Source organism: Bacillus sp. SM2101 (assembly GCF_018588585.1).
Lineage (GTDB): Bacteria > Bacillota > Bacilli > Bacillales > SM2101 > Nanhaiella > Nanhaiella sioensis.
Genome location: NZ_JAEUFG010000002.1, coordinates 13,536 through 35,016 on the forward strand (window position 1 = coordinate 13,536; position 21,481 = coordinate 35,016).

A 21,481-nucleotide genomic window follows, 5' to 3' on the forward strand; every position below is an offset into this window, starting at 1 on the left:
ATTTATAATATTATTAATAAATCCCATTGTTTATCCTCCTCATTAACATGTAGAAGTCAATAACCCAATTGGTTAATCACTTCCAATAAGGCATCACCTCCAATATTGTGACAACCTATGATTTCCTAAAGTGTGCTACGTTATGCTGGCAAATCAATTAGCATAAACCGTGACTGACCAACCCCATCTATATTTAGAGAAGTTACGTCTACAATACGTGCTGAATCTCTTTTATTTAATGTTGTATTTCCATTAAGAAGTAACTCTCCCTCAATGACGAAAATGAGCGTTTTTCTATCTTTATCTTGTGTAAACGTTATAGCGTGATCTGACTCTAAATCAGCTAAATAGATCGTTAGGTCTTGATTAATATCTGCTACTTTACTATTGTCAGGATGATTAGCGACAACAGGTAGTAAATGATTCTTCATCGCTCCGATATCAAAAGCTGTCTTTTCATATGAAGGAGTTACACCTTGTTCTTTCGGGAAAAACCAAAGCTGCAAAAAGTTAACATCTTCTTCACTTGATGGATTGACCTCCGAGTGATATATTCCAGTCCCTGCTGACATCCGTTGAATTTCACCGAAAGTCGTCGTTGCCTTATTACCTTGACTATCTTCATGCTGTAATTGCCCTGATAATACGATTGAGACGATTTCCATTTCCTGATGTGGATGTTTCCCAAAGCCTCGTAAAGGAGCTACAACATCATCGTTAAGTACACGTAATGGACCAAAGGTTTCATTTTCTGGGTCATGATATTCCGCAAAGGAAAAACTTAAATGCGTTTTCAGCCATCCATGATTCATCTCATGTCTTGAATTAGCGGGAAATTTTTTAATCATATTCTTTCACCCCTTTAGTGTGTAAATTTATTTCAACTGATACCAAAACCTCGTAGCTTCATACATTTATACAAATATAATCTAAAGGTAGAATTCTCTAATTAGAGATATATTTGCAAAAAAATATTAATTACCTTAAACATCTCAATTCTATATATTATTAAATCGAGGTATCATTCGACTATTATGAACCAATTGAATTGTCATGAATTAATATATCACGAATTCAAGATAAATGCAACCAAAAAAATTTTGTTTCTAAATATTAACTATGACTGCGAAACATGAAATCCTACTTTTTTCCATAATCCAATCATCATCTGTTTTTCATCTTCTGTAAGCACAGAGAAAATCTCATCAATGACCTTTTTATGTTTCGGAAATATATCGTCCATTAACTCGACCCCAGCTTTAGTTATTGCCGCATAAGTTACACGACGGTCTTTCGGACAACCTTTTCGTTCAATAAGCCCTTTTTGCTCTAATTTGTCAACAACATATGTTATACTTCCACTAGCAATTAAGATATGCTCACCTATTTTTTGCAATGGAAATTTTTCTTTATTATATAATAAATCCAGCACACCAAATTCAGTTGTGTTTAAGCCATAGCTTTTAACATCTTTGCTAACAACATCTACAATCGAACGCTGTGCTTTTGACATTACAACAAATAGCTTAAGTGCAGAATTAATTTCTTTATTTTCTTCCATTATATCAAACCTCTCAATATCCAATATCTTGAATTCATTATACATAACACATCCTTCCGTGTCAATTTATCATCCCAGAAGCCCCCCTCCTCAAGCTTCGCTTCGTGGTGAGCTTAGGAAAATAAAATATGGGTTTTTCATTAACTCTCCTTCTTATCAACCTGAATAACTGTCTTCACTACAAAGGCTGCTGGTATTGTGTATCCTAATAATGCCTCTGCTATCGCAATCCATCTGCCGCCACCAACTGGTGTTATGTCACCATAACCTACAGATAATAATGTTATTGCACTGAAATACATACTTGTTTGTAGCTTAGTAAGAAAATCCCCTATTATATGTTGACCGTCTTCTTTTAATATTGAATAGCCATTTTCCTCAAGTATCGTATAGATTAACCCAAACCCGACTAATACCGTTATATAAATAGTAACTAACGCAAACAAATTCTCAAAGGATACTAATTGGTGGGCTTTTCGTTTTAAACTCCATATCGTTCTGACACTCATTATAATGCAAAAAAAAGTAAGCAAGACGATAAAACTCACCATTTCTACCCCTCCAATATTCCATCGATTAAACCTACTCTATATATACGAAAAAAAAACAAGCCTATTCTCGTTTGTACATAAATAAAGGCTTTTTTCAAAAACTTTGTTGCTATAGAGACGAGTTTAGGACAACAATAGATAAATTGACCTCATTTTAAATGAGGAAAGATGCCACGAACGCTTGGGTTATACGTATTTATTTCTTACGAAAAACAACAATCAACGTGAAAACAGCCTAAATTAATCGAACAAAATAACCTTAGCCTAATAAAACTTAGACTAAGGTTTTACATAAGTAGAGCCTCGGTTTATACAATGAAAAGTTGCCCCGGTTTCATAGTTGTTCTTCCAAGTTTATTTCTTAGTACGAAAAACATCAATCAATGTGAAACAACCATCGTATTAATATAAGGGCATAGAAATAAAATCCGTTATGCTAGTTGCCCGCCCCTCTATACTTTTTCACTCCTATGTTCCATATAACTACAGCTAAAACGAAAAACAAACTACCAATAATTGGAGTAATAAAAGAATATCCATACCACTCTGTTCTCTTAAGAAAATACGCAGCTGGATACACTCCAACAAATGCAAATGGTAATATCCATGTTAATATGTAACGAATTACTTTATTATAAATATCAACTGGGTATCTTCCATAGTTCCCGATGTTATACATCATAGGCATAATTGATGTCCGAGCATCAGACCAAAAGCCTATACTAGCAATCATAATAAAAATCCCGGCATAGACAAGTGCACCGCCGATTACAAATAATATAAAAATTACTACATCATACCAGTGAAAAGCTAACTCCAATTGATAAGCTGCATAACTCATTATCGCAATTCCTGTCACGCCACCAAATAATGACTCAAGCTCCATCCTCTCAAGCACAATTTGAAATAAACTATGAATTGGTCTAGTTAAAATACGATCCATTTCACCTTTAACAATATACCTCTCATTAAAATCCCAAATATTAAAAAAAGATGTAAACAAAGCGAACGGTACAAGGAAGAAGCCGTAAATAAAAATGATCTCTTCCCTACTCCACCCATTTAGCAATTGGGTATGACCGAATACGACTAGTATAAACACGAGATTTACACCTTGAAATAATAAGTCAGATAAAATTTCAACGACTAAGTTTGCTCTATATTGTAATCTCGTTTTTAAATATTGACTAACGTATTGAAAAAAAGTCGATATGTAAAACACGTTTTTATCCTCCTTGAATGATGAGCTGCTTTTTAGCACTATTCCATAAAAGCTTAATAGGTATGACTAATACGATTGCCCATATAAGTTGGAACATAAGTGCTTCAATGATGTCATTTCCTTTGAATCCTTCAGTAAATATCATACTCGGAATATAGCTAATTGCCTGAAACGGAAAGAACATCATAACTTCTTGTGCCCACAATGGATAAAAGCTAATAGGTAGCAGTAGTCCTGAAAAAAGGTCAATCACTACTCTTTTTGCACGGATTAAGCCATCGTTATTAAATAAAAAGAACGTCATAATTCCGGTAATTAGGTTTATTTGAGTATTTATAATGAAGCTTAAAACAATTGCAATAATAAAATAAAGCCATGTTGATACACTAGTAGAAAAATTAAAAGGAAAAATTAATCCTACAATAAACATACCCGGTAAAGAAAAAAACAACAAACGAAATAAACCTTCTCCTAATCCCTGCATCGTCTTCATACCTAAATAGTTGTATGGACGTATGAGTTCTATCGCTACCTTTCCTTCACGGATCTCCATCGCAATCTCTCGGTCAATATTATTAAAATAAAAAGCTCTAGCCATCCAAGCTACCGCTACATACGTAGTCATTTGTATAACAGACAATCCTTGTAACTCGCCCTTATCACCATAGATTGCTGTCCATAAGAAGTAGTATGCACCTATATTTATACTGTAAATTAAAATCCCACTGTAATAGTTTGTTCTATAAGCCAGCATCATTAAGAAGCGTATTCTAATCATTTCTATGTATTTATCCATTAACAACGCCTTCTTCGTATATATTTCTTATAATTTCTTCAGTAGCAACCTCATTAATATTAATATCTTTAATTTGGTATACTGCCACAATTCTTCGAATGAGCTCTGAAATGATTATTTCTTCATCTCTGACATTCGCAATCCAAACATTCATTCTTTCGTGATTTTGCCACTTAACATCTAGATCACCAGTATGTGACAATAATTCAGCTTCATTTACTTCCTTCGTAAATTGAAACTGTATTTGTTTACCATCACCCCAATTTGATCGAAGTGCTTGTAATGAACCATCATATATTATTTTCCCTTCATCAAGCATGACAACACGCTCACATAATGCTTCAATATCCGATAAATCATGTGTCGTTAATAATATTGTTGTTTTATATTTTTCATTTATTTCTTTTAAGAATTTCCTAATTTTAAGCTTTACTAACACATCTAAACCAATTGTAGGCTCATCTAAAAATAATAACGGCGGGTTATGGATAAGAGCTGCAGCTAGTTCACAGCGCATACGTTGACCTAAAGACAACTTTCGCACAGGCTTATCCAACAAAGGTCCAATATCTAACGTTTCAATAACGTGTCCCATATGATTGTTATAGTCTTCATCAGACACTTGATATATTTTTTTTAATAACCTAAATGATTCTTGTACCGCAATATCCCACCATAATTGTGACCGCTGACCAAACACTACCCCGATTGTTCTTACGAATTTTTCACGATCTTTATGAGGGTTCATCCCATTCACGCGAACACTTCCAGACGATGGAGTTAAAATACCTGTAAGCATTTTAATCGTTGTTGATTTACCAGCACCATTCTCTCCAATGTAACCTACCATTTCTCCTTCTTTAATCGTTAACGATATATCATCAACAGCATGGATTAACTTATAATTTCGAGTAAATAAATCTCGAAACGCTCCCTTTAACCCAGCTCGACTTGAGAAAGACTTAAATTCTTTGTTCAGTCTATCTACTTCTATTACATTCTTCATTTTTTTCCCTCCAACTACACACGATAAAAACTAGTTTATATAAATATTGTGAATGAAACAAATACAAAGCATACAGCATACCAAAAATATATTTTGATAGTATAATAAATAAAAGTGGAGCCGACTGTTCAGCCTCGACTAGCGTTGGAAGCTTTTCAACTGAAGACGCTTTTTGTCTTCTGATGAAAAGGTGAAACGACTCGAGAGGCTAGGAGGCGGAGCTGGACAAATATAAAAGCGGAGCCGACTGTTCAGCCTCGACTAGCGTTGGAAGCTTTTCAACTGAAGACGCTTTTTGTCTTCTGATGAAAAGGTGAAACGACTCGAGAGGCTAGGAGGCGGAGCTGGACAAATATAAAAGCGGAAGCGCATCGTTCATCCCCGACAAGCACTGGAAGCATTTCATTCGAAGGCGCTTTTTGCCTTCAAATGAAATGGTGAAGTGACCTCGAGGGGATTGGCGCTGAAGCTGGACAAATATAAAAGCGGAAGCGCTTTGTTCACCTTCGATAAGCAAGCGATCCATAAAAAATGAAGGTGTATTTTTCCTGGAATGAATGATCATGATGAACCGAAGAATCATGCACTGAACTGAATCTTAACCAATTGAAAAGCATAACGCGAGTATATTTTAACTATTATGGAGGTTAGTTATGAATTTTACTAAATCTAAACAATTACATAATGAAGCTTTACAACACATTCTTGGGGGTGTGAATAGTCCTTCTCGTTCTTACAAAGCCGTGGGGGGAGGATCACCTGTAACTATGGAGAAGGCGAATGGAGCCTACTTTTGGGATGTTGATGGTAATAAATATATTGACTACTTAGCTGCATACGGTCCCATTATTACAGGTCATGCCCATCCACATATTACTGAAGCAATAAAAACAGCTGCAGAAAATGGCGTATTGTATGGAACGCCGACACGACATGAAATTACTTTTGCAAAGATGCTAAAAGAAGCTATGCCATCATTAGAGAAAGTTCGATTCGTTAATTCTGGGACCGAGGCAGTGATGACCACCATTAGAGTAGCACGTGCTTATACAAAACGTGATAAAATTATAAAATTCGCAGGCTGCTATCATGGTCATTCTGATCTAGTTCTCGTCGCTGCAGGTTCTGGACCGTCTACACTAGGAACACCAGATTCTGCAGGTGTTCCAAAAAGTATAGCTCAAGAAGTCATTACTGTACCATTTAATGACATAGAACCATTTAAAGAAGCACTTCAAAAATGGGGAGATCAAATAGCAGCAGTACTAGTAGAGCCAATAGTAGGGAATTTTGGAATAGTAGAACCTAAACCTGGCTTTTTACAACAAGTGAATGAGTTAACACATGCAGCTGGAAGTCTTGTCATTTATGATGAAGTTATTACAGCATTTCGATTCATGTACGGAGGTGCTCAAGACTTACTAAACGTAAAACCAGATTTAACTGCATTAGGTAAAATTATCGGGGGAGGCTTGCCTATTGGAGCATACGGTGGCAGAGCTGAAATTATGGAGCAAGTTGCACCACTCGGTCCAGCGTATCAAGCGGGAACAATGGCTGGGAACCCCGCATCAATTTTATCTGGCATTGCCTGCCTAGAAGTATTACAACAAAACAATGTATATGAAAAGCTAGATAACTTGGGAGCGATGTTAGAAGAGAGTATTTTGACTCACGCAAAAGCCTATGAAATACCTATATCTATAAACCGACTTAAAGGTGCCCTAACTGTTTATTTTACGAACGAAACCATTGAAAACTATGAACAAGCTGAAAAGACAAACGGCGATACTTTTGCTAAATTTTTCAAGCTTATGCTTGCTCAAGGCATAAACCTTGCTCCTTCCAAGTATGAAGCATGGTTCATTACAATAGCTCATACAGAAGAAGACATTCGTACGACAATAAAGGCTGTGGAGACTGCATTTAAACAATTGAAAAATGCATAATTATACATTTCAAACAAACACTATTTTATAGTAAATGATAGTGTTTGTTTGAAACACACACATGAAAACGCTTACAAATCAATGTTGTTGTTTTATGTAAAATTGATTGACTATTCAGTATTATGTATATTGTATAAACAATTATGAATAAATAATTGATTTTTCCTACAGAACATGTTAGAATAGGTTTTAAATTCTGTAATTTTCCCTTCAAATATTAGTATTCTTATATACTTTTAATTGAATTGTTCGATCTAGAGGTAAAGACCTCACTTCCACAGGTGAGAGCTTCTTAACAGGTGTAGTAAGTAGTGTCTGTCCTCATTACCCAACACTAACTCATTGCTTAAGACGATTCACCCAAATTTGATTCCTCGTAACCTTATCCAATATGTTTTATAGATCATTCTAAATAGGAGGTGAACGGCTAGAAAGTGGGTACAACTGTGATCAAAATTAACTTTAACATACCATATCCTACTTCAAAGCCGCTTGTATGAAAAACAACTGGAGCCCAAGCTTATTCGAAGATTATCAACACGCTGAGCATGATGCTTGTGGAATTGTATCAGCTATTGAAAAGGAAAAAATCCCTACAAAAGCCAATATCGACACATGTATTAATGCTCTCGTTACTATGAACCACCGTGCTGGATTTATTAACGGTGAAGGTGATGGTGTTGGAATTCATATAGATATTCCAAAAGCTCTTTGGGAAGAAAAGTTAACAAAAATAAATCAAGATCCACAACTCGCTAGTCGACATGATTTCATCGTTGGTCATCTTTTCATTACTAAATCTGATAACACGCAAAAAATAAAAGATAGCATTAAACATCTCTTCCAAGAACATGAATTGACAATTGTATTTGAATCAGATCAAGTTACTTCATCTAAAGCCTTAGGCCCTATCGCCTCACAACAAGATCCGATCTTTTGGCAAATAGCCTTATTACCAGAAGACGCAAATAATAACTTAGGTAATACTCTTTTTGACTTAACAGTTAACATTGAGCAAGATGAAAATGTTCATGTTGCATCACTAAGTAATTACCATGCTGTTTATAAAGTCATGGGTGCTGGAGATATTTTACCAAAATACTACGATGATTTAGCCAATCCATTAGTGGCGTCTACTATGACATTAGGTCATAACCGTTATTCAACGAATACACTGTCCAACTTTTTTAGAGTACAACCTTTTAGTGTATTAGGGCATAACGGAGAAATTAATACAATTGCTAAACTTCGTGATGAAGCAACAATGATTGGGGTTCCTTTAACGGATGGTGGGAGCGATTCACAAGATTTAAATCGTACAATAGAAACATTCATAGCTAGAGATGGCTATAGTTTGTTTGAGGCAGTAGATGTGTTATTTCCACCAATTATTAATGAAATAAAAACATTCCCTAACCATCTTCAAGATTTGTATACTTACATTCGAGAAGCTTGGGGACATTTCGCTCAGGGGCCTGCGGGAATTATTTCTAGATATAATGACGAAGCTGTTTTTAGTGTCGATTCACTAGGATTACGCCCATTATGGCAAGTAGAAACTGAAACTAGTTATCTTTTTGCTTCTGAACAGGGCATCATTCCTGCAAGTGAATTTGTTGCTGAACCGAAACCACTTTCTCCGGGTGAAAAAGTCGGCTTAAAATGGGGAGAAGACAATTATATAAAACTATATGAATATGATAAGTACCAAGAAGAGGTATACAATAGATTTAATAGTAGATGCGACATTACAAACTATAGAGAACGTTTAACTTATCCATCGTACGAAAAACAAGTAATGATCTCTAACGAAACTAAAGTTCATAACCGTCAATATGCTGCATTTGGTTGGGATAGAGAGCATATTCAACTGCTTGAACAAATGGCGGAAAAAGGAGCGGAACCGATTCGTTCTCTAGGCCACGATGCACCTCTTGCAGCAATTAATAGCTCTAGAAAAAATATTGCAGATTTTATTAAGGAAAGTGTCGCTGTTGTAACAAACCCAGCAATAGATCGTGATAGAGAAACTGAACATTTTTCAACTAGAACCATTGTCGGCAAAAGGCCATCTCTATTTGATAACAGCGAGGATAGTTATGCTGTTGAACTTATATCTCCAATTCTTTTAGAAGGTGGCATTGGAAATACATGTGCTAATGACCTAAGTCAACCATCTTACGATCAATTAGTGCAAACATTCAGCAATCATAAACTTACCCATTTTATACCAGCAATTTATGAGGAACATGAAACGATTCCAACCGCGTTAAATCGTCTTGTAGAAGAGGCATGTGAAGCTGTAAATAACGGAAAAGCTATCATTATTATCGACGATGCACAAGCACATAGTGACGGGAAATTATGGATTGATCCTTTGCTCATTACTTCTGCAATTGATCAAGCTTTAGTTAAGAAACAATTACGACGACATTGTTCTGTACTATTACGCTCTGGGGCGATCCGATCATTACATGATATTATAGTAGCTTATGGACTTGGAGCTAATGTTATTAGTCCGTATTTATTATTTGCTACTGTTGCTGATGACACAACTATGAAAACCCAAAACCTATTTAATTCATTAAATAAAGGTTTAGAAAAGGTAATATCTACGATCGGCATACACGAGCTCCGTGGATATGGCAGGCTCTTCTCAGCGATTGGATTACATGATGAAGTGGCAAGTACATTAAACGTTGTAAACTTTTTCGGATCAAACGAATTGAAACATAATTTTGCATCTCTTAAAAATGATGCAATTACAAGAGCACAAGATTTTGAAAACGAAAGCGCGCGTCCTGGAAAAACTTTTCATTTGTTCCCACGTTTATGGAAAGCCATTAGCGATGTTGCAAAGACAGGTTCATATGATTTATACCGAGAAAAACTTTCTGAACAAGAAGGAGCTAACCCAACGACAATACGTCATTTAACAGAATTGAAGCAGACGGAAAAACAAGTACCTGCTGAAAAAGTTGACATTAGTGTAGCAAATCATGATCTACCATTTGTCATCGCATCAATGTCATTCGGATCACAAAATGAAATTGCTTTTAGAGCATACGCAGAAGCAGCCAATCGTTTAAATATGGTCAGCCTTAATGGTGAGGGTGGAGAAATTAAAGATATGCTTGGAAAATACCCTCATACTCGTGGGCAGCAAGTAGCATCTGGACGATTTGGAGTAAACGCTGAGCTGTTAAACTCATCGAATTTATTAGAAATTAAGATAGGTCAAGGTGCTAAGCCTGGTGAAGGTGGACATCTTCCTGGATCAAAAGTAACTGCCAAAATTGCAGAAGCACGAAACGCGACGATTGGTTCTGATTTAATATCGCCGTCTAATAATCATGATATATATTCTATTGAAGATTTAGCACAAATGATTTCAGAACTGAAAACCGCTAATGACCAAGCAAAAGTTATAGTGAAAGTACCTGTTGTCCCTAATATCGGAACGATTGCAGTTGGCATAGCAAAGGCTGGAGCAGATATTATAACACTTAGCGGTTTTGATGGTGGTACGGGTGCTGCAAGAATTCATGCTTTACAACACGTAGGCCTTCCTGTAGAGATTGGTGTAAAGGCCGCACATAACGCATTATTAGAAGCTGGTTTACGAAACAAAGTTGAACTTTGGGCTGACGGTGGTATAAAGAGCGCAAAAGACTGTTTGAAAATAATGCTACTCGGCGCAAACAGAATTGGTTTTGGAACCCTATCTATGATTGCGATTGGATGTACGACATGTAGAGGATGTCATCTAGATTCTTGTCACGTTGGAATTGCGACGCAAATCGAATCAGAAGCTCAGGCGAAAGAGCATGGACTCCGCAGATTCGTTCCTAGACAATTTGATGCTGCAGTACAAGGACTTGAAAATTTATTTACTGCTTTTGGCAAGGAACTGAAAGCTCTAACCGCTTCATTAGGCATGACTAATTTACAAGATATTGTAGGTAGATCTGATTTACTTGAACAGGTTCACGGGATTGATGCAATGGACCTATCACGCTTATTATCAACACTTGATGTTGAACAATTTTCTTATCGAGATACAACAGTTGAAAAAGCAGAAAAGCAATTAGCTACAGCTGTAGGTGCAGAGTATTTAGATGACAAAGTAGAAGACTTACATCGTTCTCGAGAATTTACGACCGTAACGGCAGAACAACGCATTCTTGGAAGTCGCGTGTCATGTCACCGTGTACGTGGACGTCTCGATGGCTCATATGAACAACTTCCAGATGTAACATTAAAATATAAAAACGGATCCATCCCTGGAAATGGTTTAGGTGCATATAACAGCAGCGGTATTAATATCCAAGTTGATGGTGGCGCACAGGACGGCATTGGAAAAACTTCCTTTGGTGGTAATATCTCAATCCTAAAATCTAAAGGAAAAGATGGAAAATACTATAATGGTGCTGTTGGAAAGGGCTTCGGTTATGGAGCACAAAAAGGCTTACTCATTGCCCAAGGTAATGCGGATGCTCGTGCAGGAATTCGTTTATCTGGTGCAGATATGATCATTGGCGGAAAAGTAACAACGCCTATTTCAGATAAAGAACATGGCAATATAGGTGTTCATGCAAATATTAAAGGATTTGCTTTTGAATATATGACTAACGGTCGCGGACTCGTCTTAGGTGATCCAGGCCCTTGGATTTGTGCAGGTATGACCGGTGGAGTAGTTTATTTAAGACATCAGCCTGAAATGGGCCTTACGAAAGAAGCTATTATGAAAAGAATTGCAAAAGGCGCCAAAGTTTCTATAGAACCATTAAGTAGTAAAGGCATTGACGATGTCAAAGAGCTACTTAACAAATATATTGAAGCACTTAGTGAAACAGATCAGTCTGATGAAATACAGGAATTAAATGTATTACTTGAAGATCTTGAAAATAACTTTTTACAATTGATTCCATCAAAAGAACAAGCTGACCCTTCAGTATCAACTGAATAATAAAATCATTTAGTTCTGGAATTCATTAAGTAAAAACAAGTTTTCAAAACCTAATTTAAGCCCCGCATTCTTTAAAATGTACCCTATAGAGTAGACACTTTAAAAAAGTCTCCTTATAGGGTACATTTTTGTATAACAGAGAAACACAAACTTATACAATGTTTACCCACCTTTTCTCACTATACTAATGTTCACCTTTACAAATAATTAAAATCGATTGACACATTCTATCTCTTGCCAATAAATCATAATCATTGTATAGTACATTATTATTTACATTTTGCTAGGCTTAGTAAAAACAAGTATAGATTATTAGAAATCTGTTGTACGTTATTTTTTTACTTAGCCTAAATGAAAGGACATTTTAAAAAATGAAACTCGGTGCCCGAATGTTAAAAACGGGAATTGCAATAGCTCTTGCATTATTTTTGGCTCATATGTTGAACCTGCCTTCCCCTGTGTTTGCTGGGATTTCAGCTGTTTTTGCAATACAGCCTTCAATATATCGGTCATATTTATCTATCATTGAACAAGCTCAAGCAAATATTATAGGGGCAATTATTGCTGTGATCTTCGTACTGATTTTTGGTAACGACCCTTTTATTATTGGATTAACTGCCATTATCGTAATTGCTATTAATTTAAAGCTTAACCTAGAAAAAACAATTTCTATATCATTGGTTACAGTTATCGCTATTATGGCAAGTCCAACTGACAACTTTATTCAATTTTCATTCATACGATTTTCGACAATTATGCTAGGAATACTATCAGCTTTTTTCGTAAATTTAATTTTTTTACCACCTAAATATGAAACAAAGCTTTACTATAATATAGTTGAAAATACTAATGAAATTATAAAATGGATCCGAATGAGTACAAGAAATGCCTCTGAACATGGGTTCTTAAAAAACGATATAAATAAATTAAAAGATAATATGATAAAACTTGATCAAATGTATTTATTATATAAAGAAGAAAGAATCTACTTGAGAAAACATAAATATGTAAAAACAAGGAAACTTGTACTATTTAGGCAAATGATTATCGTAACAAATCGGTCGCTTGACACATTAAAGCTATTACACCGACTAGAAAATGAGTTACGCCATATGCCAAAAGAATTCCAATCTATGATTATATCTGAACTCGATTGCTTATTAGGTTTTCATGAACAGATTCTATTAAAATTTATCGGAAAAATAAAGAGTCAACCAACTGAGGATGCAAAAAAGGAAGCACACAACGGAAGATATTTTCTGTTACAATCATTTATTAAAGATTTCAATGCACAAAATATTAATGATCATTTAAATCATTATCAAGTGTTACCTTTAATTGGTGTAATTATTGACTATTATGAACAACTACTGCACCTTGATCATCTCATTGATAGTTTCCAACAATATCATAAGGATGAGAATGAATTTCAAATTGCTAATAAAGAAGATATGTAAGAACTGTGCAAAACAACTGGGGTGTATCGGAAGCATATACTAGTTGACCGGAAAATTGCCTTATTACCTCCTTGGCTACTTTCTTTACGACCTTACCTTTAGTAATCATCCCTTATTAATAAAAAACAGCTAACAAATGAGGTTAGCTGTTTTTACGTTTTCATTTTTGGATCTAAAGCGTCCCGAAGACCATCGCCCATTAAATTGAACCCTAATACAGTAAGCATAATGGCAAGTCCAGGGAATATCATCGTCCATGGGGCTTGTATTAAATAATTTTTTGAATCTGCAAGCATTTTCCCCCATTCTGGTTCAGGAGGTTGTGCACCTAGCCCTAAAAACCCTAGTGCTGCTGCTTCAATAATTGCTGTGGCAACAGCAAGTGTTCCTTGAACGATAATTGGAGCCATACTATTTGGCAAAATATGATGTAATAGTATTCTCGAGTCACTCATGCCAATAGCCTTTGAAGCTACGATATACTCTTCCTGTTTTACACTAAGTACTTTTGAGCGAATTAATCGGCCAAATATAGGTATATTGATGACCGCAATTGCAATTAATGCATTCCTAAGTGATGGACCTAATACAGCAACGATTCCAATCGCGAGTAGCATACTTGGAAAAGCAAGCATAATGTCAAATATTCTTGAAATAATAACATCTACCCAACGACCATAGTATCCAGCGATAACACCTAGTAATGTACCAACTACAACAGAACCTAATACAGCAAAGAAACCTACAGTTAAAGAGATTCTAGCTCCAAAAATAATTCGGGAAAATATATCTCTGCCAAAGTCATCAGTACCTAACCAATGCTCACTAGATGGTGGCTGCAAACGGTTAACAATGTTTTGTTCAGCATAATCATACGGTGCGATGTAAGGTGCGATTAATGCCACAATAACAAAGAATAAAATGATAAACATACCGACTACCGCAAGTTTATTTTTCTTAAAGTTTTTCCATGCATCTCTCCATGGAGATGATATATCTTCTTTCGTATCTGTTTGTTTTAAAGGGGATTTCTCCCTCGCAAGTTCCGCCATTTTCCCCTCCTGTTACTTTGTGTCATACTTAATGCGTGGATCTATAGCTGAATATAAAAGATCAATAATTAAATTAATCAGCACAAAGATAGTAGCAACAATTAACATTCCAGATTGAACAACAGGATAGTCCCGAGCAAAAATTGCATCAACTATGTATCTTCCGATACCAGGCCAGCTAAAAATCGTCTCTGTTAAAATGGCTCCACCTAATAACAGTCCTGTTTGCAAACCAATAATTGTTAAAACTGGGATAACAGCATTTTTCAAGGAATGTTTATAAACGACCCAAAACATTCGTACTCCCTTTGCTCGCGCTGTACGAACATAATCAGAGCGCATAACTTCCAACATACTTGATCGTGTGATCCGAGCAATAATTGCCATCGGTATCGTTGCTAGTGCCAAGCTTGGCATTACAAGATGCTTAATAACATCTACAAATTGATCAGTTCTACCTTGTAGTAATGTATCTACTATAAATAAGTGCGTTATAGGTTCAACTGGGTCACGAACTGATTCTCTCCCAGTTGTCGGTAGCCATTCTAATTGCACTGCAAACACCCATTGCTCCATTAACCCAAGCCAAAATATTGGCATCGAAATGCCTATTAAGGCTAATAACATCGCAATATAGTCAAACCAAGAATTTTGAAACCAAGCACTAATAATTCCAGCATTAACACCAAGAATAATAGCAATAAGCATCGCAGCAAATGAAAGTTCAATAGTTGCTGCAAGATAAGGCCATATTTCCTCATTAATTGGTTGACTCGTCGTAATTGATTCCCCTAAGTCGCCAGTTAACAAATTACCTAAATAAGAAAAATATTGAATATACCATGGTTGATCTAAACCAAGCTTTATCGTTAGTGCTTCAATCGCTTCCTTCGTCGCAAGCTGACCTAATATAATTTGAGCAGGGTCGCCTGGAATCGCACGTAGCATTACAAAGACAATTAGCGACATACCTAACAAAACGGGTATGAGCATCAATATACGGCGAATGGTATATGATAGCAATATGTTCACCTCTTTCTTACAAACTAATCAATACAAATAGATAAGAAAGGAGAGCTTTTACACTCTCCTTCCAATAGTCGTTATTTAAAATCAACCTTCGTTAGTTTATCAGATCCAGTTGGGTGTGGTAAAAACCCAGTAATATTTTCTTTACCTGCTAACATAGGTTTAGAATGAACGAGTGGAATCCAAGGTGCGTCATCTTTAATAATTTCTTGTGCTTGTTTATATAAGTCATTTCGAGTATCTTCATCAGCTGTCGTTTGTGCCTCTTTTAACAGCTCATTTACTTCAGCATTATCGTAGTATGAATAGTTATTACTTCCGATGCTACCTCCACTTAATAATACATTTAAGAAGTTATCAGCATCTCCGTTATCACCAGTCCATCCTAATAAGAATGTATCTGCTTCCCCTAAACGAGCTTTATCTAAATAAGTACCCCAATCAAAAGTAACAATCTCAGCTTTCACACCAATTTTTGCAAATTCTGCTTGTAATACTTCAGCAACCTTTTGTCCTTCTGGCATATATGGTCTTGGTACTGGCATTGCCCATAATTCCATTTCAAAGCCATCAGGGTATCCTGCTTCTGCAAGTAATTCTTTAGCTCTGTCTAAATCGTATGGATAATCTTCAATGTCATCATTATAACCTGAAATACTAGGAGGCATTGGGTTTTTCGCTGGTTCTGCTTGGCCAGCATAAAATGCTCCAATCAATGCTTCTTTATCAACAGCATGATTTAATGCTTGTCGAACGAGTTTCTCTTGTAATGGTCCTCTCGTACTCGTTAAACCTAAGTAGCCAACGTTCATTGAAGGACGTTCAAACACTTGTAAATCTCCATTATTTGCAGCTAAGTCCACATCTGAAGGATTTATTCCGTCCATTAAATCAATTTCACCGCTTTGTAATGCATTAAATCTTGCAGCATTATCAGGAATTGCCAGGAATGTAACTTTATCTAATAATGGGTAGTTCGCTAACCAATAATCTGTATTTTTTTCAAGAACGATACGCTCATCACGCTTCCATTCTTTAAAGACAAATGGACCTGTACCTACAGGGTTTTCTGTGAAGTTGTCACCAAACTCTTCAATTGCTGAAGGACTTGCAATACTAAATGGTGTCATTGCTAAGTTCTTCAAGAATGGTGACTGTGGTACAGTTAATGTAAATTTCACTGTATATTCGTCTTCAGCTACTACTTCACTAATGACGTGACCTTCTTCACCTGCGAAGCCACCGAACATTGAGCCGTAGTAGTAGAATGAATCTTTGCTTCCATTTGCCCAGCGTTCAAAGTTATATACAACAGCATCAGCATTAAAATCAGTACCATCATGGAATTTAACACCTTGTTGTAACTTAAACGTATAAACTAAACCATCATCAGATATCTCCCAATCTTCAGCTAATGATTTGTGAATAGTTGTATCTTGATCACCATATTCTACTAACGTATCATAAATATTTTTTGCAACCTTCATAGATTCTCCATCTGTAACGATTGCAGGATCTAAGTCTACTGAGTCACCACCACGTCCGAAGACAAGCTCTTTTGGCTTTGCTTCCTCTTCAGGCTCTGTAGCTTCTTCTTCTGTTTGCTCTTGCTCTGTCTCTTCTACATCTTCACCTGAGCTCGTATCTTCTGATTTACCACAGGCAGCAACGACAAGTGACAGCATAAGTATAAATATGAATGTCATAAATAGATTTTTTCTCTTCATTCCCCACTTTTCCCCCTTGTAATAATTGTTATTTATCATCAATACTGCTCACTATTCAAATAAATGGCAAGCAACATAATGACCCGTTTCAACTTCCTTTAATTCAGGTCTTTTTGACTTACAAATATCCATGCATTCACTACACCTCGTGTGAAAAGCACATCCTTTAGGAGGATTTGATGGACTCGGTATATCACCTGACAACACCTCTGTTTCCATTTGGAAATCAGGGTCAGGTATTGGCACAGCAGATAGTAAAGCTTTCGTGTAAGGGTGTAGCGTATTATTGTAAAGTTCTTCACTATCTGCTAACTCTACTAATCTACCGAGATACATTACACCAACACGATCGCTAATATGCCTGACAACACCTAGATCATGGGCAATAAATAAATATGTTAAGTCAAACTCCTTTTGTAAATCTTCAAGAAGATTAAGTACTTGCGATTGAATAGATACATCAAGTGCAGATACTGGCTCATCAGCAATGATAAGCTTTGGTTTTGTCATTAGTGCTCTCGCAATACCAATTCTTTGACGTTGACCTCCACTAAATTGATGTGGATAGCGCTTTGCATGATAGCTGCTTAGTCCAACTACTTCAAGCATTTCTTGTACTCTTTTTTTCCGTTCCTCTTTCGTTCCGATACCGTGAACAATCAGTGGTTCTTCTAGTATTTTTTCCACAGTATGACGTGGATTTAGCGATGCAAATGGATCTTGAAATACCATTTGCATGTCGCGCCTTATTTTTCTTAAGTCTTTTTTTGAAAGGCGTGTGATGTCCTTATTCTCAAATAACACTTGGCCTTCAGTCGGTTCTAATAGTCGAAGTATCGTTCTACCAGTTGTCGATTTCCCACAACCACTTTCACCAACTAAACCTAAGGTCTCTCCCTTTTTAACGTAAAAAGATACACCGTCAACAGCTTTCACTTCACCTATTTTTTTATTTAACACTCCTCCATTAATCGGAAAGTGCTTCGTTAATTCTTTAACTTGTAGTAACTGTTCTGTCATAGCTGTCTACCTCCTTTTCATCATGTAAAAAGCAACGTACTCGGTGCCCAATTTCATCTGATTGATAGAGTGGAGGTGTTTCTGTGAAGCAACGTTCCATTGCATGAGAGCATCGTTCAGCAAAACGACAGCCTTGATTAATAGAGCCTGGTTTAGGTACATTCCCGGGTATTGAATAAAGACGTTCTGCTTTATGACGAATATCAGGAACAGATTTGATTAATCCAACAGTATATGGATGTTTAGGATTTTTGAAAATTGTTTTAACGTCGCCTTCTTCTACAATCTTACCTGCATACATAACAACAACCCGTTCACAAACTTCCGCAACCACGCCCAAATCGTGGGTGATTAACATGACCGCAGTATTCATTTTTTTATTTAACTCTTTCATCAGTCGCAAAATTTGTGCTTGAATCGTAACATCAAGTGCAGTTGTAGGCTCATCAGCTATAAGAATTTTTGGATCACATAGCATCGCCATTGCTATCATTACCCTCTGCCTCATACCACCAGATAACTGATGAGGATAGTCATTTATTAATTCTTCAGCCCGTGGGAGACCTACTAAATTTAATATTTCAATAGCACGCTGCCGTGCTTTTTTTCTATCTAAGTCAGTATGTATTCGTAATGCTTCTACTAATTGCTGCCCTATCGTGAATAGTGGATTAAGCGAGGTCATTGGCTCTTGAAAAATCATCGCTATATCATTTCCTCTAATATCACGCATTCTTTTTTCCGAAGACTTTGTTAAGTCTTCATCATTATATAAAATTTCACCTGCAACTATTTTCCCCGGAGGTTTTGGAATCAACCCCATTATCGATAGAGAGGTAACACTTTTTCCACAGCCGGATTCACCGACTATTCCTAACATTTCTCCCTCTTGAAGGTGAAAATCTATGTCGTCAACTGCAGGAATTTCTCCACTATCAGTAAAAAAGGACGTTCTTAACCCTTTCACTTCGAGAATTGGACGTTTTCGCAAAAAAATACCCCTCTCAAAACATATTATTAATTCAAAATTATTATACTAGTTAAAATAAATATATGTATCATTATGCCATTCATTTTATATTATTACAATACTAAATTTTCCGAATGTTTCACTTTCATCTTCCCCTTTAACGAGATAAAGTTGAGAAGCATTATTATACTTTTTTGTCCATTTCACATTCTTTATTACATAAGAGTATGCCTTATAACTCTTTCATCACCCTACAATCATCGGTACTTTGTTACTTTTTTCCTAAATGAGAATGAATAAACTATAATTAACAGGCACTGAAGTAGACAACAAAAAAACATAGAACAACGTGTGTCCTATGCCATTTCTTCTTGATCAAGCTGTTGTACAGTAAACAATTGATAGTAGCTACCTTTTTTGTTCATTAATTCATGATGAGTACCTACCTCAACAATTTGACCATGTTCAATAACAACTATTTTATCTGCATGAGTAATAGTCGACAAACGGTGAGCAACGATAAACGTCGTTCTTTCCTTCGCAAGTTGTTCTAACGCCTCTTGTATAAGGTGCTCACTCTCCAAATCTAATGCAGAAGTTGCTTCGTCTAACACTAGTAGTGGCGGATTTTTTAGGAAGACACGTGCGATTGCAACTCTTTGCTTTTGTCCCCCTGATAGCTTAACTCCGCGTTCACCTACTTTTGTATCATAACCTTCAGATAAATTTAAAATAAACTCGTGGGCATTTGCTGCTTTTGCTGCTGCAATCACCTCTTCATCAGTAGCATCTGGCTTCCCTAATAATATATTCATTTTCACAGATTCACTAAATAAAATACTATCCTGCAATACCATCCCAATATGATTTCTTAATGAACGAACCTTGTAATCACGAATATCTACACCATCTAATTTAATTGAGCCTGATGTTATATCATAAAAGCGTGGAAGTAGACTTACAAGAGTCGATTTTCCACCACCACTCATCCCTACAAATGCAACCGTCTCACCTCTATTGACATGTAAAGAAAATTGATTAATGACAGGAGCTTCACTTTCACTATATTTAAAAGAGACAGAAGAAAAAGCTACTTCCCCTTTCACATCTTTACATTCTATTGCATCTCGGCGGTCGGTAATATCGTATTTCTCATCCATAAACTCAAATACACGGTCCATAGAGGCAAATGCTTGAGTAAGAGTCGTTGACGAATTAACTAATCTCCTTAACGGATTATATAAACGATCTATATACCCAACAAACGCAATCATCGTTCCGACTGAAAGACTTCCTTGAATGACTCCATAACCTGCATAGCTAATTACAATAAGTGGTGATATATCTGTAATTGTATTCACTATAGAAAATGCCTTTGCATTCCAACTTGTATGTTGTAATGCCTTTGTTAAAAAATGATTATTATGATGATCAAATTGCTTTTGTTCATAATCCTCAATTGCAAAACTTTTGATTACTGGCATTCCTTGAACACGTTCATGTAAATGTCCTTGAACTTGAGCCAATGCTTGTGAACGTTGTCGTGTTAATGAACGAAGACGCCCAAAAAAGAATTTGACAGATACCGCAAATAGTGGCAGTAAAATGATAGAAACAAGCGTTAGCTTCACATCCATTGTAAACATTATAATAATGGCTATAACTATGGTTCCCATATCGAGCCATAAATTCATTAAGCCGGTAATAACAAAGGATTTTGTTTGCTCCACATCATTAATCACTCGTGAAATTACTTCGCCAGCTCGAGTGTTCGCATAATATGAAAGCCCTAGTTTTTGCATATGTTGATAGAGGTTGCTACGAATATCAAATAATACTTTACTAGCTGTCCATTGGGCGAAATATTGACGAAAATATTCAACCGGGGGACGAACAAGTACAAAAATAATGAACATAATCCCCATAATCGTCATTAACTTTTCAGTTTTAGAGTCTGTTGTTAAATTTGGATTACCTATAACATCATCTATTACGTATTTTAATAACAGCGGAATAATTAAAGGTATAGAAAATTTAATAATGCCAATTAAAACCGTTCCTATTACATGCCATTTATACGGTTTGACAAACCGTAAATATCTCGTAATATTATTCAAATAAACACCTCAAAATGGTGAACTTGTCTAAGCTACATAAAAATGATCAAGTGAA

15 protein-coding genes are annotated in these 21,481 nt (G+C 36.0%); 3 read left to right on the top strand and 12 right to left on the bottom strand.

Annotation, left to right across the window (positions count from 1 at the left end):
* Nucleotides 1-140 precede the first annotated feature (140 nt).
* The 6 genes from JM172_RS02315 to JM172_RS02340 all read right to left on the bottom strand — a co-directional run bounded on the left by JM172_RS02315 (nucleotide 141) and on the right by JM172_RS02340 (nucleotide 5,136).
* The gene (locus JM172_RS02315) at nucleotides 141-848 is read right to left on the bottom strand and encodes a pirin family protein (RefSeq protein ID WP_214480472.1); all 708 of its coding nucleotides are present in this window, start codon (nucleotides 846-848) and stop codon (nucleotides 141-143) included.
* 269 nt (nucleotides 849-1,117) lie between these two features.
* A complete protein-coding gene (locus JM172_RS02320; protein ID WP_214480711.1) occupies nucleotides 1,118-1,561 on the bottom strand; it encodes a MarR family winged helix-turn-helix transcriptional regulator in 444 nt (147 codons plus the stop codon).
* A gap of 140 nt (nucleotides 1,562-1,701) precedes the next feature.
* Entirely contained in the window at nucleotides 1,702-2,112 is a 411-nt protein-coding gene (locus tag JM172_RS02325; protein ID WP_214480473.1) for a potassium channel family protein, read from the bottom strand.
* A gap of 436 nt (nucleotides 2,113-2,548) precedes the next feature.
* A complete protein-coding gene (locus tag JM172_RS02330) occupies nucleotides 2,549-3,334 on the bottom strand; it encodes an ABC transporter permease (protein ID WP_214480474.1) in 786 nt (261 codons plus the stop codon).
* A 4-nt stretch (nucleotides 3,335-3,338) separates the two neighbouring features.
* Complete coding sequence (locus tag JM172_RS02335) at nucleotides 3,339-4,130, bottom strand: ABC transporter permease (RefSeq protein WP_214480475.1); 792 nt, start codon at nucleotides 4,128-4,130, stop codon at nucleotides 3,339-3,341.
* Entirely contained in the window at nucleotides 4,123-5,136 is a 1,014-nt protein-coding gene (locus JM172_RS02340; protein WP_214480476.1) for an ABC transporter ATP-binding protein, read from the bottom strand. Before JM172_RS02340 ends, JM172_RS02335 begins: the two co-directional genes overlap by 8 nt.
* Nucleotides 5,137-5,789: 653 nt before the next feature.
* Between JM172_RS02340 and JM172_RS02345 the strand changes: the two genes are divergently transcribed.
* From JM172_RS02345 to JM172_RS02355, 3 genes are all read left to right on the top strand, one after another.
* Nucleotides 5,790-7,085, top strand: a complete 1,296-nt coding sequence (locus tag JM172_RS02345; protein ID WP_214480477.1) for a glutamate-1-semialdehyde 2,1-aminomutase — start codon at nucleotides 5,790-5,792, stop codon at nucleotides 7,083-7,085.
* Nucleotides 7,086-7,581: 496 nt separating this feature from the next.
* Nucleotides 7,582-12,054 (top strand): glutamate synthase-related protein, encoded by a 4,473-nt coding sequence (locus tag JM172_RS02350; protein WP_214480478.1) that lies wholly within the window; start codon nucleotides 7,582-7,584, stop codon nucleotides 12,052-12,054.
* 371 nt (nucleotides 12,055-12,425) lie between these two features.
* On the top strand, nucleotides 12,426-13,511 hold the full coding sequence (locus JM172_RS02355) for an FUSC family protein (RefSeq protein ID WP_214480479.1): 1,086 nt from the start codon (nucleotides 12,426-12,428) through the stop codon (nucleotides 13,509-13,511).
* A gap of 152 nt (nucleotides 13,512-13,663) precedes the next feature.
* Here JM172_RS02355 and nikC read toward each other — a convergent pair whose 3' ends face one another.
* From nikC to JM172_RS02385, 6 genes are all read right to left on the bottom strand, one after another.
* Nucleotides 13,664-14,563, bottom strand: coding sequence for a nickel transporter permease (gene nikC, locus JM172_RS02360; RefSeq protein WP_214480480.1), 900 nt, complete (start codon nucleotides 14,561-14,563; stop codon nucleotides 13,664-13,666).
* Nucleotides 14,564-14,575: 12 nt separating this feature from the next.
* Nucleotides 14,576-15,586, bottom strand: a complete 1,011-nt coding sequence (locus JM172_RS02365) for an ABC transporter permease (RefSeq protein WP_214480481.1) — start codon at nucleotides 15,584-15,586, stop codon at nucleotides 14,576-14,578.
* 80 nt (nucleotides 15,587-15,666) lie between these two features.
* Nucleotides 15,667-17,319 (bottom strand): ABC transporter substrate-binding protein, encoded by a 1,653-nt coding sequence (locus JM172_RS02370; protein WP_214480482.1) that lies wholly within the window; start codon nucleotides 17,317-17,319, stop codon nucleotides 15,667-15,669.
* 51 nt (nucleotides 17,320-17,370) lie between these two features.
* Nucleotides 17,371-18,339 carry an ABC transporter ATP-binding protein gene (locus JM172_RS02375; protein WP_214480483.1) on the bottom strand — a complete coding sequence of 323 codons (969 nt, stop codon included), beginning with the start codon at nucleotides 18,337-18,339 and terminating at the stop codon, nucleotides 17,371-17,373.
* Nucleotides 18,314-19,330: an ABC transporter ATP-binding protein gene (locus tag JM172_RS02380; protein ID WP_214480484.1), complete on the bottom strand. Its 1,017-nt coding sequence runs from the start codon at nucleotides 19,328-19,330 to the stop codon at nucleotides 18,314-18,316. Before JM172_RS02380 ends, JM172_RS02375 begins: the two co-directional genes overlap by 26 nt.
* A gap of 335 nt (nucleotides 19,331-19,665) precedes the next feature.
* Entirely contained in the window at nucleotides 19,666-21,426 is a 1,761-nt protein-coding gene (locus JM172_RS02385; RefSeq protein WP_214480485.1) for an ABC transporter ATP-binding protein, read from the bottom strand.
* Between the last annotated feature and the right edge of the window lie 55 nt (nucleotides 21,427-21,481).